11 protein-coding genes are annotated in these 14088 nt (G+C 44.3%); 9 read left to right on the plus strand and 2 right to left on the minus strand.

The features are described from left to right. Positions 1 to 6: 6 nt before the first annotated feature. From ISG33_RS15605 to ISG33_RS15630, 6 genes are all read left to right on the plus strand, one after another. Complete coding sequence (locus ISG33_RS15605; protein WP_195734566.1) at positions 7 to 2205, plus strand: malate synthase G; 2199 nt, start codon at positions 7 to 9, stop codon at positions 2203 to 2205. Positions 2206 to 2508: 303 nt separating this feature from the next. Next, positions 2509 to 4068, plus strand: coding sequence for a 2-isopropylmalate synthase (gene leuA, locus ISG33_RS15610; RefSeq protein WP_195734567.1), 1560 nt, complete (start codon positions 2509 to 2511; stop codon positions 4066 to 4068). Position 4069: 1 nt separating this feature from the next. Beyond that, a complete protein-coding gene (leuB, locus tag ISG33_RS15615; RefSeq protein ID WP_195734568.1) occupies positions 4070 to 5158 on the plus strand; it encodes a 3-isopropylmalate dehydrogenase in 1089 nt (362 codons plus the stop codon). A gap of 19 nt (positions 5159 to 5177) precedes the next feature. Then, a complete protein-coding gene (gene leuC, locus ISG33_RS15620; protein ID WP_195734569.1) occupies positions 5178 to 6578 on the plus strand; it encodes a 3-isopropylmalate dehydratase large subunit in 1401 nt (466 codons plus the stop codon). Between the two features lie 69 nt (positions 6579 to 6647). After that, positions 6648 to 7247, plus strand: coding sequence for a 3-isopropylmalate dehydratase small subunit (leuD, locus tag ISG33_RS15625; RefSeq protein ID WP_195734570.1), 600 nt, complete (start codon positions 6648 to 6650; stop codon positions 7245 to 7247). Positions 7248 to 7388: 141 nt separating this feature from the next. Beyond that, on the plus strand, positions 7389 to 8660 hold the full coding sequence (locus ISG33_RS15630) for a cyclic di-GMP phosphodiesterase (RefSeq protein WP_195734571.1): 1272 nt from the start codon (positions 7389 to 7391) through the stop codon (positions 8658 to 8660). Between the two features lie 8 nt (positions 8661 to 8668). Here ISG33_RS15630 and ISG33_RS15635 read toward each other — a convergent pair whose 3' ends face one another. Together ISG33_RS15635 and ISG33_RS15640 are read right to left on the minus strand one after the other, a co-directional pair. Further along, positions 8669 to 9901 carry a general secretion pathway protein GspB gene (locus tag ISG33_RS15635; RefSeq protein ID WP_195734572.1) on the minus strand — a complete coding sequence of 411 codons (1233 nt, stop codon included), beginning with the start codon at positions 9899 to 9901 and terminating at the stop codon, positions 8669 to 8671. Beyond that, complete coding sequence (locus tag ISG33_RS15640; protein ID WP_195734573.1) at positions 9894 to 10805, minus strand: ExeA family protein; 912 nt, start codon at positions 10803 to 10805, stop codon at positions 9894 to 9896. The genes ISG33_RS15635 and ISG33_RS15640 overlap by 8 nt, the downstream gene beginning before the upstream one ends. Positions 10806 to 10932: 127 nt before the next feature. On the opposite strand from ISG33_RS15640, the gene srmB reads away from it, so the two are divergent. The 3 genes from srmB (at position 10933) to hemW (ending at position 14082) form a co-directional block, all read left to right on the plus strand. After that, on the plus strand, positions 10933 to 12174 hold the full coding sequence (srmB, locus tag ISG33_RS15645; protein WP_195734574.1) for an ATP-dependent RNA helicase SrmB: 1242 nt from the start codon (positions 10933 to 10935) through the stop codon (positions 12172 to 12174). Next, entirely contained in the window at positions 12174 to 12794 is a 621-nt protein-coding gene (rdgB, locus tag ISG33_RS15650; RefSeq protein WP_195734575.1) for an RdgB/HAM1 family non-canonical purine NTP pyrophosphatase, read from the plus strand. The genes srmB and rdgB overlap by 1 nt, the downstream gene beginning before the upstream one ends. A 70-nt stretch (positions 12795 to 12864) precedes the next feature. Further along, positions 12865 to 14082, plus strand: a complete 1218-nt coding sequence (gene hemW / locus ISG33_RS15655) for a radical SAM family heme chaperone HemW (protein WP_195734576.1) — start codon at positions 12865 to 12867, stop codon at positions 14080 to 14082. Positions 14083 to 14088: the final 6 nt, after the last annotated feature.

A 14088-nucleotide genomic window follows, 5' to 3' on the forward strand; every position in this document is an offset into this window, starting at 1 on the left:
ATGATTATGCAAACTCACTATATAAATAAAGGCACGCTTTCTGTTGCCTCCGTACTGTTTGATTTTATAGAAAATAATGCACTGCCTAACTCGGGCACGACGTCCAATGAATTTTGGACTGGCTTTGAAAGCATCCTTGAAGATTTAATCCCGTTAAACCAAGCTCTCTTGGCTGAACGAGCAAACTTGCAAGCTAAGATCGACAGTTTTCATCAAGAAAACAATCAAGCCAGTGCAGCTGAATACAAGGCATTTCTCCAATCTATTTCATATTTAGTTGAAGCGCCAGAAGCACAAGCCATTCGAACTGAAAATGTCGATGACGAAATAGCGCGTATGGCTGGTCCTCAGTTAGTCGTTCCAATTAATAACTCACGCTATGCCCTTAACGCCGTTAACGCTCGTTGGGGCAGTCTATACGACGCATTATACGGTACTGACGTTATAGACGATGAAGGTGGCGCCGAAGCTGGAAAGGGTTATAACCCTAAACGAGGGGCGAAGGTAATTGCGAAAGCGCGCAATTACTTAGACACCATTGCGCCACTGGAGAAGGGTTCACATGCTTCTTCCATAAATTATGCCCTCACCGATTCGGGTTTAGTTGTAAGCTTTGAAAATGGCGAAAGAAGCGAACTAAAAGACCCAGAGCAACTTGTTGGTTTCACCGGTAACAAGCTTAGCCCCGACACGATTTTAATAAAGCATAATGGCTTGCACGCAGAGCTTCAATTTGATGCAGAGCATGCAATTGGAAAGTCTGACCCAAGTCATCTCAAAGATATACTCTTAGAATCAGCGCTGACCACTATTATGGACTGCGAAGATAGCGTAGCCGCTGTTGATGCTGAAGACAAAACCCTTGTTTATCAAAATTGGCTAGGCCTTATGCAAGGGAGTCTTAGCGTTGAAGTGGAAAAAAACGGTAAGACTTTCACTCGAAAGATGAACGCAGATCGCGAGTACAGAGCCTTTCCTACCCAAGGTGATGCAACGCTCACCCTGTCGGGACGAAGTCTTATGTTTATTCGAAATGTTGGGCACCTGATGACTAACGATGCCGTTCTTTTCAATGGAAACGAAATTCCCGAGGGCATAATGGATGCCGTGATCACTAGTTTAATTGCCAAACATGACATACAAAACAACAGTGCTTACAAAAATGCGAAACAAAATAGCATTTATATCGTCAAGCCAAAAATGCACGGTGCCGACGAAGTTGCCTTTACTAACACCTTATTTGCGCGCGTCGAAAACATGCTGTCTTTGCCTAAAAACACTATTAAAATGGGCATCATGGATGAGGAGCGCCGTACAAGCCTCAATCTAGCAGCCTGCATACAGGCAGCAAACGAACGCGTAGTATTTATCAATACAGGTTTCTTAGATCGCACTGGCGATGAGATTCACACTAGTATGCTCAAAGGCTGCTTTGCACCGAAGGCAGAATTAAAAGCACGTCCGTGGATTAATGCATACGAGTTAGCTAACGTAGCTACAGGCCTAAACTTTGGCTTATCGGGTAAGGCGCAAATTGGCAAAGGCATGTGGCCTATTCCAGACCAAATGGCTAATATGATGGAAGCAAAAACAGTGCATCCAAATGCAGGCGCTAATACCGCTTGGGTTCCGTCACCTACCGCCGCAACCCTACATGCCCTTCACTATCATGAAATTGACGTTTTCGGTGTACAAAAAGGTATTCAAAGTGATAACAAAAACAGTCATTTAGACTATCTCGATAAAATACTCGACATCCCTTTAATGGCAAAGGATCGCGAGCTGAGTTCACAAGAAATCACGCGCGAACTTGATAACAACGTACAGGGTATTTTGGGATACGTAGTACGTTGGGTACATCAAGGTATCGGTTGTTCAAAAGTACTCGACATAAATAACGTTGGGCTGATGGAAGACAGGGCGACTTTGCGTATAAGTAGCCAACATATTGCTAATTGGTTGGAGCACAAACTTGTAACTACTGATCAGGTCCTAGAATCATTAGAACGTATGGCAATACTTGTTGATGCTCAAAACAGCGATGATGATGACTATGTTCCGATGACGCCAAACACTAAAGAGTCGATTGGCTTCCAAGCAGCTAAAGACCTAATATTGTTAGGAAAAGAGCAACCTTCTGGCTATACAGAACCACTTTTGCACAAACGCAGAAAGGAAATGAAGGCCAAATTAGCGCAAAGTTAATAATAAAAAGTGCTTTTAGCATGTTGACCCAACAGGCTTTGGCAAGTAAAGTGTCGGTATTGAAATAAAACTTGCCAAAAAGGGATTGAAATGAAAAATTTATCATCAAAAAACACAATTTCATCAATTTCTTTTCTCCTGCTACTGATGGACGCTTCAGTGCACGGGTAAGTAATACTGATTAAAAAAACCCGTGCCAAGCACGGGTTTTTTGTATGTATACGTAAGTAAAACGAGCGACAAGTAGCCCATGACAAGCTTTCCAGCTTGCCTTAAATGTAAGATATTAACGAGTAGCAAAGAATGAATAGCGATAAAAACCGAGTCAAAATATTTGATACCACGCTTCGAGATGGTGAGCAGGCACTTCCTGCTAGCTTGAATAAAAGAGACAAGCTACAAATCGCTCTTATGCTCGAAAAACTCGGTGTGGATATTATTGAAGCTGGCTTTCCAGTGTCATCGCCTGGTGATTTTGAATCGGTTCGCATGATTGCTCAAGAGGTCAAAAATGCCACCGTTTGCGGTTTGTCGCGCGCGCTAGAGAAAGATATTGATGCCTGCGGTCAATCCCTTAACATCGCTGATCACTTCAGAATTCACACTTTTATCGCTACTTCCGACATTCACGTTGATACTAAGCTAAGAAAGTCACAAGACGAAGTAGTCGAAATGGCAGTGAAAGCCATTAAGCACGCACGTAATTATACTAACGATGTGGAATTTAGTTGCGAGGATGCCGGTAGAACACATATCGACTACTTGTGTCGAATGGTAGAAGCAGCAATTAATGCTGGTGCAACAACTGTCAACATACCTGATACCGTTGGCTACACAACGCCGAGTGAATTTGGTGGCATTATCCACAAGCTATTCAATCGCGTGCCAAATATCGACAAAGCGATAATATCTGTACATTGTCATAATGACTTAGGTTTAGCTGTTGCTAATTCACTTGCCGCCGTTGAACAAGGAGCTCGCCAAGTAGAGTGCACGGTTAATGGTATTGGTGAGCGCGCAGGAAACTGTTCTTTAGAAGAAATCGCGATGATTTTGCAGACTCGTTACGCCATGCTCGGCCTTGATACCAACATTCAATCACAAGAAATATCAAAAGCCTCAAAGCTTGTTAGCAACCTTTGTAATATGCCCGTTCAGGCAAATAAGGCGATCGTTGGCGCAAATGCCTTCAGTCACTCTTCGGGCATACATCAAGATGGTGTGCTGAAAGGTCAAAACACTTACGAGATAATGACACCAGAAAGTGTTGGGATTAATAAAAACAATTTAAATCTGACATCGCGCTCTGGGCGCCACGTGATAAAACACCGTTTAGCCGAGTTAGGCTATCAGAATGATGAATACGATTTAGACGCCATTTATGAAGCTTTTTTAAGGCTAGCTGATAAAAAGGGTCAAGTATTTGATTATGACTTAGAAGCATTATTATTCTTCGATCAGCAAAAACATGAGCAAGCTCATTACCAACTTGAATACCTTCAAGCCAACTCAGGAAGAAATATCATTCCAAGCGCAACGGTAAAGTTAAAAGTGGGTGAGCAAAGCATTACTGAATCGTCAACGGGGAATGGCCCGGTTGACGCTGCTTATAATGCGATCATGAAGGTTGTAAAAGGTAGAAAAATTACCATTGTCGACTTTAAACTAGACTCAAAAGGGGAAGGTGCAGACGCTCTCGCCCAAGTGAGTGTAGTAGCCGAATATAATGGCCGCCGATTCAATGGCATTGGCTTGGCAACTGACATAGTTGAGTCTGGCGTAAGAGCATTAATATTTGTGCTGAACAACACTCATTTAGCCGACCAAATAGACGAACAAAAACAACAAATTACAGGAGTATAGTATGGCCACATACCACATAGCAGTGCTACCCGGGGACGGTATTGGGCCTGAAGTAATGAAACAAGCAAACCGCGTATTAGACGCAGTATGCGACAAATATAACATCACTTTGATGCGCAACACCTACCCTGTTGGCGGTTATGCTATCGACCACCATGGTGAAGCCCTTCCACCAGAAACTTTAGTTGGCTGTGAAAAAGCAGATGCCATATTATTTGGCTCAATAGGCGGTCCAAAATGGGATTCTCTGCCACTAGAAAAACGCCCTGAGCGAGCGGCATTGTTAACGCTTCGCAGTCATTTCGACTTATTCAGTAACTTGCGCCCTGCCAAAATTTACGAAGGTTTGGCTCATTTGTCTCCTCTGCGCACCGACATCGCAAAGTCTGGTGTAGATGTGCTGGTGGTGCGAGAGCTTACCTCCGGCATTTACTTCGGCCAACCAAAAGGTTTGGAAGGAAGCGGAGAGGAACAGTATGCCTTTGATACCATGCGATATTCTAGAAAAGAAATTCGTCGGATAGCCATCAGCGCCTTCGAAGCTGCAATGAAACGCGGTAAGAAAGTCACTTCTGTCGACAAAGCAAACGTATTGGTTTGTAGTAGGCTATGGCGCGAAGTTGTAGAAGAAGTGGCTAACGATTATCCAAGCGTAACTCTAGAACATATCTATATTGATAATGCGACCATGCAACTGCTGTGCGATCCTGCTCAATTCGACGTAATGCTCTGTTCTAATTTATTTGGTGATATTATCAGTGATGAATGCGCCATGCTAACGGGATCAATGGGCTTACTACCCTCTGCCAGTATAAATGGTGAAGGCTTCGGTATGTATGAACCCGCAGGCGGTTCTGCTCCCGACATAGCAGGCAAAGGAATTGCTAACCCGATTGCGCAAATCCTCAGCGCCTCAATGATGTTACGCTATAGTCTTGGTGAAGAGGCTGCTGCTGACGCAATTGACAAAGCTGTGGTTAAAACTCTCGAAGATGGCGTGTTAACCGGCGAGTTATTACCAAAAGAACAACGCGAAAACGCCAGCTCAACTGAACAAGTTGGCGATTACATTTTACAACAACTCTCTTAAGTAAAGGGAAGGAAAAATTATGGCTCAAACCCTTTATGACAAAGTATTCAACGCTCATATCGTAGAGCAGTTAGGTGAAGACACCTTGCTCTACATCGACAGGCATTTGATACATGAAGTGACTTCACCGCAAGCCTTTGCAGGATTAAATGAAAAAGGACGAAAAGTACGTCGTCCTGACCTGACTTTCGGCACCATGGATCACAGCATTTCAACACGCTCCTTGGCACTTGATGCCTGTGGTCCACAAAATAAATTACAGTTACAAACACTGGCAATAAACTGCGAGCAGCATAATATCGAACTGTATCCTGTCGGCCATAAGAACCAAGGAATAGTGCACGTAATTGGCCCACAACTCGGTCTAATTCAACCGGGCATGACGGTTGTTTGTGGTGATAGCCATACTGCTACTCATGGCGCTTTTGGTGCCTTAGCCTTTGGTATTGGCACCTCTCAAGTCGAACACGTACTGGCAACCCAAACCTTGAAACAAAGCAAAGCCAAAAGCATGAAGGTAGAAGTAAGTGGTTCTTTACCGCTTGGCGTTACAGCTAAAGATATCATTCTTGCGATTATTGGCGAAATTGGCCATGCCGGTGCTACAGGTCATGTTATCGAGTATTGTGGTCAAGCAATCAGCGAGCTGTCAATGGAAGAGCGCATGACCATCTGCAATATGAGTATCGAAGCTGGCGCTAAAGCTGGCCTAATTGCTCCAGACAATAAAACAGTCGACTATTTACAAGGCCGTGAATTTGCACCGAAAGGCGCACAATTTGATGAGGCCCGTCAATATTGGGAAAGTCTATACTCCGACGACAACGCCGAGTTTGATGCTGTTGTTGTACTTCAAGCAAAAGACATCGAACCGCAAATTACTTGGGGTACGAACCCCGGGCAGGTTGTTGGCGTGAATCAAGCAATACCATCGCCAGATGACTTTGACGACCCTATTGAGAAAGAGTCGGCAATTAAAGCACTTAAATATATGGGCTTAGAAGCAGGTCAGACTTGGGATGATGTTAAAGTCTCTCACGTATTTATCGGTTCGTGTACGAATAGTCGAATCGAAGACTTACGTGCAGCAGCTACAGTAGCGGCAAAAGGCAAAGTTAAAAGTGATATCACTGCTATTGTCGTGCCTGGTTCGGTAGAAGTTAAACAGCAAGCCGAAGAAGAGAAGCTCGACAAAGTATTTATTGATGCTGGCTTTGAATGGCGCTTACCAGGTTGCTCAATGTGTTTAGGAATGAACGACGACATTCTTCAGCCAGGCGACAGATGTGCCTCAACGAGTAACCGGAACTTTGAAGGTCGCCAAGGCCGAGGCGCACGAACTCACCTCGTTAGCCCCGAAATGGCTGTGGCTGCAGCAATACAAGGTAACTTCACCGATTCCAGAAAATTTGAAGCTTAGGCACAAGAGCATCAATTTATGCGAGCGCCTGAGCGCTTCAATAGAAAGAATGAACAAAAGAGAAAAATAATGACTGGATTTACGAGCTTACGCGGTAAAGCTGCGCCACTAGACCAAGCAAATATTGATACTGATCAGATAATTCCAAAACAATTTCTAACCGGTGTCACTCGCGCAGGCTATGGTAAGCATTTGTTTCATGATTGGCGCTATCTCGATTTGCATGAGCAAGAGCCAAACCCCGACTTTGCGCTTAACAAAGATCAACATAAAGGCGCAAAAGTGTTACTAGCACGTGAAAACTTCGGTTGTGGTTCAAGTCGTGAACATGCACCATGGGCGCTCGCTGATTTTGGCTTCGAATGTATTATCGCGACAAGTTATGCAGATATTTTTTACGGAAACTGTATAAATAATCAATTGCTGCCGATAACCTTATTAAGTGCTGAGATGGATGCGCTTTTTGCAGCTGTAAATGAAGACCCATCTGTGGAGTTTCATATCGATTTAGAGAGCCAAAGCGTAGTGGTTGGAAGCTTGTCTTTTACCTTCGATATTGCTGAGCATCATAAGCAAAATATGTTAAAAGGGCTTGATGCTATTGGCCAAACTCTCGAGTACGACACAAGTATCAGTCAATTTGAAGCTGCCAGACCACAATGGTTGTAGCTAATCTTCATTATTGACTATACTTTTATATTAAAAAACATACCTTGGCGAGTATGTTTTTCCTGCTAATGAAAAGTGGTTTAGGGTGTATAATTTGAGCACTTTTTCGAAGCGCGTGTACAGGAAATTTTTTAAGAATATATGGCTAGCATAATATCAATTTCTGATCTCACTTTAGGTATGTACGTCGAACAAGTCGTAAAGCAAAAAGGTAATGTTCGTATAAAGAGCAGAGGTTTGGTCAAAAGCCAAGCCGTTCTCGATGCGCTTAAGAAAAAGGGGATCCTTGAAGTTGAGGTTGATTTTGAGAAATCTAAGCTTCCTCCATCGGAAACTAAGCCTGAAACCAAGAAAGAGCCCGTAGAAGCGTTTGACGACAGCGCGCATATGGAAAACCCAAATGCACCAGTACTTAAGCCTGAAACCGAGGATAGTCATCCTCTCATTCCAGCCACAGCCATAAACCCGATTCTTCACCAAGAGTCACTACAACAAGCTAACGAACTCTATGGTCAAGCCAAAGAGGTGCAGCAAGAGTTTGTGAAACAACTACGCTCAGGTGCCACTCCTAAGCTTAAAGAGCTTAATAACTTATCGCAGGACATTATTGACTCTGTTTTCGACAACGCAGATGCTTTGTCTTGCCTCATTATGCTGAAAGACTCCGAAGAGTACTTAGTTGAACATGCGTTGAACTGCTCAATCCTGTTAGCAATTTTTGCCAGTTCTCGAAAAATGTCGCAGGCTGAGATTGAAGATCTCACCATGGCAGGCCTGCTTATGGATTTAGGTATGGCTTCGCTACCTCGAGAATTACTCACCAAAACAAATGATTTTAGCGAAGCAGATTGGACGATGATCCGCAGTCATGTAGATATTGGGCTTGAGTTAATCGAACGTATCGACGACGTTGCTCCGATAGTACTTGATGTGATCGCAAACCATCATGAAAGAGTGAACGGCAGTGGCTACCCGAAAGCAAAAACCGCCTCCGAAATTAGCATATATTCACAGATGGCTGCCATTGTTGATAGTTATGACGCGATGATTTCCGACCGTGGTTACCGTAGTTCAGACAACGCCACAGTGGCGCTTAAAAAACTAGAACAAGACGAATCCCTCGATCGTGATTTGGTAAAAGAATTTATTCACGCTATTGGTTTGCACCCAGTCGGCTCGCTAGTACAACTAGAAAGCCAAAAGTTAGCGATTGTAAGTCAGCGCCAAGCAGCGCATCCACTCGACCCTATCGTGATGGTGTTTTACTCTTTAAAAACGCAATTACATACCGAAATTCAACGCTTAGATCTCAGCACTACCGACGACAATATTATAACAGGAGTAAGGCCTGAAGAATTCAGCATGAACTTAAGTAAATTCTTCAAGAATGCCTTTATGCCAAAAGCTGGTTAAGCTTCAAACTACCAATTGGTGAGCGCATTCATGGTGAAGACCTCATCTTCAAATGCCAGCACCACTGATTGTGGTTCGATGTTCACTAACTGCAATCCTTCAGCAATGTAATCCCCTTCCATTAAACGTCGGCCATTGATTCTTACCCAACGATTTTCAGCATTCGATGAATATAAATGAGCTGAAAACTGCATAGACGGGATCTTAGTCTGCAAAGCTATAGATAACTGGTCTATACGAGGAAGATCTTGAAAGGAATCATTATTCGATTGCCGAGCAGGATTACCCGATATGTATTCACCATTGTTGGCGCGACTTAAGTCTGTCTCAGGGCTAGCGGTAAATTCAGAATTTTCGTCAATCTCAGCAGCAGCTTGGTTTACTTTATTGAGTAAGTCGGCAGAAAGGCCTGATAACGATGATTCTTCAGAGCCTTGAACGCTAAACAAATCATTCGAGGTCAGCTCTCTCCCCTGCTCGTCGGCCAAGTCGCTCAAGTCTATATCACTCCCCTCTTGGTAACCCAAGACAATAGGGGCTGGAATAGATTCTGCAGCTTCGGCTTGCTCCTCTCTCGAGGGGGTAGACATTTGCGTTTCTTTGCTATCAGCGGCTGCCGTGTTGACACTCTGCTCTTCAAGTAACTGTTGTTGAGCGTCTATCAGCATTTGCGCTTTCTTTAAGACTTCTTCATTGGAAGCAGCTCTTTCAGCATCAGGTATCGAAGCAATGTAGCGACTATCTTGTATAGCCGATATCCATTGTCCTGTATGCGATAGGCTCCAGCCAACACATAAGCCGCCGAGTAACAGGATAGACAACAAACTCACCTTCTTACCATAAAGTTGCCAAGCAGATGGCAAAGAATCGGACGAAGGCATAAACAAAGAACGATGATGTAATTGTTCGGCGGCAGTCGATGCTTTGGCTATTTGCCGCTCATTACGTAACAACTGCTGGGTTGGCGTTATTGCTGGTTGGCTAGCCAATTCTTGAGCGTTAGAGTCATATGTATCAACTTGCCGCTGATGAAAGTCTTGCGCCTCAGAGCCTAGGTCAATCCCAACACTTTGAGATAGGTCTATTTCAAGCTCAGTAACACCCATTTCAACTAGGCCTTTTATCATTTCGGGTGATCGTATCATGCCAACTTTACGAATTTTTACTGGGCCGTGCTGCTCAACTACTTTGTGAACCATCATTCCGGGTTGAAGTGCTGATACCGGCATAAGCTTAAGCATAAAAACCTCCAACTACTGCACCCACAACTACCGAGGAAACAAAAGTGCTAATAAATATTTTTTTCCAGCGCTCATTTTCACGCTGTTGCACAATGTCCTCGCCTAACACTTGGTAACTAGCGGCCATGATAAGTTGATGTTTAATCGTCGGTTTTTGCATGGTGTAAGCCAAAGTCATGGCCTTATCGCATAACAAATTAATGACTCTTGGAATACCACCACTAATCGTAAACAGGGTATTCAGTGCTGTTTTTGCAAAAATATTCGGGTTTCCGTTAGCCACATGTAAGCGATGCGCCACATATAAGGCTACCTCATCTTTTGTAAGTGGCAGTAAGTGATAACGAGCCGTAACACGCTGTGCTAGTTGGCGAAGTTCATTGCGCCTTAGTAAGTGCTGAAGTTCCGGTTGGCCAATCAACACAACTTTAAGTAATTTTTCGCGCGTGGTTTCGAGATTTGTTAGCAACCTTAATTGCTCCAATACCTCAGGCATAAGGTGTTGTGCTTCGTCGATAATCAATACAGTACTGATATTGTTTGCATGGTTGTCGGCAAGCTTGCGTAATATCATGTCGGTAAAACTCTTCAAGCTGCTAGTTTGAGCTTCATAAGCAATACCTAGCTCATCACAAACCGTGGCTAATAGTTCCAGCGCGGAAAGCGTAGGATTGAGGATCACCGCTGTTTGGGTGTCGTCGGATAAGTCTTGTAAAAGCTTGCGCGACACAGTTGTTTTACCCGTGCCGACTTCACCCGTGAGCATGACAAATCCACCTGATTCTTTTAAACCAAAAGTGAGGTGGGCGAGCGCCTCCCGATGACGGGGGCTCATAAATAGGTAGTCGGGATTTGGGGCGATTGAAAAAGGGTTGTCCGCTAACCCAAAATAGCTTAAATACACGTAATCTGCGCTTCGATAATTATCCTTGGGATAAACTAGCGAGTATCACGCTTTAAGTCAATGCTTGTAGGGTTTTGCTTGCAATTGATGTAAACTACGCGCATTAAAAGCGATAGTTAAGAGACTTATGTTTGACCAACTCGATTTAGACGACGATCTGTGTAAAGCAGTCGCCGAAATGGGCTACGCTAGCCCCACCAGTATTCAGTCTTTAGTCATTCCAGATGCAATGGAAGGCAAAGACATTATGGCCGAGGCGCCTACCGGCACTGGCAAAACAGCTGCATTTTTGCTGCCTGTTTGTCAGTTTTTACTAGACTACCCGAGACGTGAACCAGGGTCATCCCGCGTACTGATTTTAGTGCCTACTCGTGAACTGGCCAACCAAGTGCATGAGCAAGCTCTTGCCATCACCAAATTTACCGACTTAAGTTGTGGCGTTATTACCGGTGGCATAAATTATGGCACCGACCGAGACACGCTGTCGAGCCACTGCGATATTCTTGTTGCGACACCGGGGCGTTTGTTTGAACACATTGAACAAGAGAGCTTTGATTGTCGGGATGTTGAGTCGCTGATACTGGACGAAGCCGACCGCATGCTCGACATGGGCTTCTCGTCAATCGTTCATCAAATTGCAAGCGAGGCTCGCTGGCGCAAACAAAGTATGCTCTTCTCAGCAACGCTCGAAGGCCGAGGTGTGCGTGAGTTTGCCAAAGAGTTGTTGAACGAACCGGTTATGCACTCAGCGAACCCGTCGAGAAAAGAAAAAAACAAAATCATTCAGTGGTATCACTTAGCCGATGATCTTACGCATAAAAACGCTATATTGATGCATCACTTACAACACACTATCACGTCGTGCATCGTGTTTGTAAAAACGCGTGAGCGTTTACACAATCTAAAAGACTACCTGCAATCGCAAGACATCAAAGTAACTTACTTACAGGGTGAGATGCCACAAGATAAACGCAACGCCGCATTGGAAAGCTTCAAAACTGGCGCAACCAATATCTTGATTGCCACCGATGTGGCAGCTCGCGGCATCGATGTTCAGAATATTAGCCATGTTATTAACTACGACATGCCTAGAAGCGCCGATGTTTTTGTGCATCGTATAGGGCGAACGGGCAGAGCAGGAGCTAAAGGCACAGCAATATCTATTGTTGAAGCACATGATTTTGAAATGGTAGGTAAGGTCGAGCGTTACACTAAAGAAGTATTAAAGTCGCGTTTTATTAAAGACTTACGTCCAAAAAACAAGCCACCACAAGTGACTAAAAAGAAAAAAGTGAAAACGCCGGCTAAATCCAAATCAAAGACTAAAGCTAAATCGAAGACTAGGTCAAAGAGCAAAAAGGCGAAATAATGACAACTAGCAACAGTATTAAACACATCGTTTTAGCCACCGGCAACAAAGGCAAGGTGGCAGAATTCACCTCTTTGTTCGAACAATATTCTGTGAAAATATCACCTCAGTCTGAATTCGACGTTGCCGAAGTGCCTGAAACAGGCACCACCTTCGTAGAAAATGCCATTATCAAAGCTCGCCATGCTGCGAAGGTCACTGGCTTGCCGGCGATTGCTGACGACAGCGGCTTAGCCGTAAATGCACTTGGCGGTGCCCCAGGTATATACTCGTCGCGCTATGCGGGCGAAGGTGCCACAGACTCAAGCAATATAGATAAATTGCTCGGGGCGCTTGATGAAAAACGCGCCGTAGGCGATTTACGCAGTGCTCGTTTTCTTTGTGTGCTGGTTTTTATGGAGCATGAATTAGACCCAACACCGCTCATTTGCCAAGGTGAGTGGCATGGTGTTATCAGCACGACGCGTCATGGTGACGGTGGCTTCGGCTATGACCCTGTATTCTGGCTACCTGAACAAAACTGCAGCGCCGCTCAGTTAGATAAAAGTACTAAAAATGCAGTTAGCCATCGTGGTAAAGCATTGGTGCAGCTTATGGAAAAAATGCGCTCTTTAATGTAAATAACAAATGATAAGCAGCGAATACCATTAAGTTCGTTTTTAATCCTATTTTAGTAAGAGAGCACAGGTCATGACACTTCCAAATAACGAGCAGAGTCTTGGCCTCTATGTGCATATTCCGTGGTGCGTGCAAAAGTGTCCATACTGCGACTTTAACTCGCATAATTTAAAAGGTGGCATGCCTGAAAGTGAGTATGTGAGTCATGTCCTCGATGATCTAAGCGCTGATCTGGACTTAGTGCGGCGCAGTGATGGCAGTTTACGCGAAGTTAGCACTATCTTTATTGGCGGTGGTACACCAAGCTTATTATCTGTTGATGCCATGGCACGTTTGCTTCAGGGTATTAAGCAGCGTATGCCAGTAAAAATTGGCGCTGAAATTACAATGGAAGCGAATCCGGGAACCGTAGAAGCCGACAAATTTGTTGGTTTTGCAGAAGCTGGCATCACTCGAATATCGGTGGGCGTGCAGAGTTTCAATCAAAAGCAGCTCAGCGCTCTGGGTCGAATTCACGATAGCCAACAGGCAGTGTCGGCCATTGAGCTAGCCTCATCTTTGAATATACGTAGCTTCAATCTTGACCTTATGCATGGCTTACCAGGTCAATCGATAGATGATGCGATGGAGGATCTCGAACAAGCGATAGCGCTCAATCCGCCGCATTTATCTTGGTACCAACTCACGATTGAGCCAAACACTTCATTTCATTCAAAACCGCCTACCTTACCCGACGACGACGTGTTGTGGGAAATTCAAGAACAAGGCCACGCTATGCTTGCTAAAGCGGGTTACTTGCAATATGAAATATCGGCTTATTCGAAGCCTGGGCATCAGTGCCAGCATAATTTGAATTATTGGCGTTTTGGTGATTACCTCGGTATCGGCTGCGGCGCGCATGGCAAAATCTCTAGGCCATCGGAAGTGTCTGGGCTATCAGAGGTGTCTAGGCTATCAGCGTCAGCAAAGTCGAGCCTAACGATACAACGTACGGTGAAAGTGAAGCATCCGAAGGGCTTTATGGATCTCACTAAGCCCTACCTTGATAAAATTATCGACGTTGAGCATGACGACCTTGCTTTTGAGTTTTTTATGAACCGCTTCCGAATATTTGAAGTTTGTCAAAAATCTGAATTCCAACGCTGTACAGGCACAGAGTTATCTGAACTCAATAAGCAACACATAGAAAAAGCAGTCGCCATGGGCTTGCTCAATGAGAGCCCTGACGCATGGCAAGTTACCGACCTCGGCAAACGCTACCTAAATAGCTTACTCGATCTGTTTGTATAAGCTATC

Origin of the sequence: Marinibium conchae, from assembly GCF_015595035.1 — a bacterium.
Lineage (GTDB): Bacteria > Pseudomonadota > Gammaproteobacteria > Enterobacterales > Alteromonadaceae > Glaciecola.

What these genes read in the sequence shown, in the direction of transcription:
- ISG33_RS15605 (WP_195734566.1), top strand. Translation starts at nt 7, where the DNA reads ATGCAAACTCACTATATAAATAAAGGCACGCTTTCTGTTGCCTCCGTA.
- rdgB (WP_195734575.1), top strand. Translation starts at nt 12,174, where the DNA reads ATGACAACTAGCAACAGTATTAAACACATCGTTTTAGCCACCGGCAAC.
- leuA (WP_195734567.1), top strand. Translation starts at nt 2,509, where the DNA reads ATGAATAGCGATAAAAACCGAGTCAAAATATTTGATACCACGCTTCGA.
- leuD (WP_195734570.1), top strand. Translation starts at nt 6,648, where the DNA reads ATGACTGGATTTACGAGCTTACGCGGTAAAGCTGCGCCACTAGACCAA.
- leuC (WP_195734569.1), top strand. Translation starts at nt 5,178, where the DNA reads ATGGCTCAAACCCTTTATGACAAAGTATTCAACGCTCATATCGTAGAG.
- ISG33_RS15635 (WP_195734572.1), bottom strand. Translation starts at nt 9,901, where the DNA reads ATGCTTAAGCTTATGCCGGTATCAGCACTTCAACCCGGAATGATGGTT.
- leuB (WP_195734568.1), top strand. Translation starts at nt 4,070, where the DNA reads ATGGCCACATACCACATAGCAGTGCTACCCGGGGACGGTATTGGGCCT.
- hemW (WP_195734576.1), top strand. Translation starts at nt 12,865, where the DNA reads ATGACACTTCCAAATAACGAGCAGAGTCTTGGCCTCTATGTGCATATT.
- srmB (WP_195734574.1), top strand. Translation starts at nt 10,933, where the DNA reads ATGTTTGACCAACTCGATTTAGACGACGATCTGTGTAAAGCAGTCGCC.
- ISG33_RS15630 (WP_195734571.1), top strand. Translation starts at nt 7,389, where the DNA reads ATGGCTAGCATAATATCAATTTCTGATCTCACTTTAGGTATGTACGTC.